1 protein-coding gene is annotated in these 1,489 nt (G+C 43.5%); it reads left to right on the top strand.

What is annotated here, in order from left to right; translation table 11 throughout:
* The first annotated feature begins 117 nt into the window (after positions 1-117).
* A complete protein-coding gene (locus FD32_RS04155) occupies positions 118-1,446 on the top strand; it encodes an ISL3 family transposase (RefSeq protein ID WP_056962116.1) in 1,329 nt (442 codons plus the stop codon).
* Positions 1,447-1,489 lie beyond the last annotated feature (43 nt).

Below are 1,489 nucleotides of genomic sequence, written 5' to 3'. Positions count from 1 at the left end.
GGTTCTACAATTTTAAGTACTGATGGATTTAACATCAGTGCTTATTTTGGTTTAAATTTAAAATAAAAAACGAAAGATGGCTGACCCCCGTCTTCGTTTAAGAAAGGACCATCTTTCATGGATAATTCTATCAGAACTGCTCTCGGAATTAAAGACACTCATCTTGAACTTGATACCAATACTAAAGAAGACTCGATTGCCGATCACGGCGATTATATTGTGGTCCATCTTGTTCAATCCTACCCCATGCATTGTCCTCATTGTGGCCGGCTAATGTACAAGAATGGCATTAAAATCGTTAACTATCATGGGGCAGGCCTTCATTACAAGCCGACTGTTTGGTCGATTAAAAAGCAGAAGTATATTTGCCCAGCTTCTCCTCAATGTCCACAAACAGTGACGAAATTAGCTCCGGTCGAGGATGTCCAATATCGTCACCATATCGCCACGAGTATTAAGCAACGCATTATGATGCAACTGGTTAAGAATGAATCCCAAACTGATATCGCCGATGATTTTTCTGTTTCGGGCTGGACCGTCAGGCGCGTAATTAATCACCTTGATCATGTCTTTAAGCCTAACTACCATTGGCTTCCCCGTCATATTGCCTTCGATGACTTTCATTCTGGTCGCTTTGCGCCCAGCGGAATGAGCATGATTCTCGTAAACATTGAGAACCATCGAACGCTCGATATCATTCTTTCACGCCGGAGTAGCTTTCTTCGCAATTACTTCCTGCGTTATAGTCACCGCGCTCGTTTAGCGGTTCAAACTGTTACGGTCGATCTCTATACTCCTTACCGCCGCTTGATTCAAGAGCTATTTCCGCATGCTTTAATTATCGCGGACCACTTCCATGTCGTAGCTCAAGCTTACCGTGCCCTGAACCAAACTAGGATTAAAGTAATGAACCGTGCCGGAAAAAGTTCCCGGCAATGGCGAGCTCTCAAACATTTTTGGAAACTGCTCTTAACCCCTAGTGCACTCCTCAAGTATGATAACTTTTGGCGCCGCCGCAATTTTGGTTACGCCCAGCTAACTGATATTGAGGTTATTCATCGTTTATTAGCTTTCGACGACGAGCTTAAGCAGGCCTATCAATATTACCAAGGCCTGATTCTAGCAGTTAATCATCGGAGTAAGTCAGCTCTCAACCAACTATTAGCTATCAAATGGACCGCGCTTCCCCAAGCGTTTCAGAAGGTCCAACGCACTCTGCGAACCCATCGTCAAGAAATCATCGCCAGCTTCAAATATGATCATTACACGAATGGTCCCGTTGAGGGTACAAACAATAAGATTAAAGTTATCAAACGGACTGCCTATGGCTTTCGTAACTTCTTCCACTTCCGCGTTCGTATCCTGATTTCCCTGCCGAATTCTTATATCGCCATTAATTGGCATAATAAAACAGCTCATGTCCAGGGTCAGGCAAGAGCTGCTTAGAAATTATTCAATTTATCTTATCAGTACTTCTTGACGAAGAGCC

It is taken from the genome of Limosilactobacillus panis DSM 6035, assembly GCF_001435935.1.
Taxonomy (GTDB): domain Bacteria; phylum Bacillota; class Bacilli; order Lactobacillales; family Lactobacillaceae; genus Limosilactobacillus; species Limosilactobacillus panis.
The sequence above is the reverse complement of the archived record's forward strand: the minus strand, read 5'-3'. Positions and strand labels throughout refer to the sequence as shown.

Excerpts from the sequence above, each read along its gene's own strand:
- FD32_RS04155 (WP_056962116.1), top strand. The coding sequence starts at position 118 with ATGGATAATTCTATCAGAACTGCTCTCGGAATTAAAGACACTCATCTT.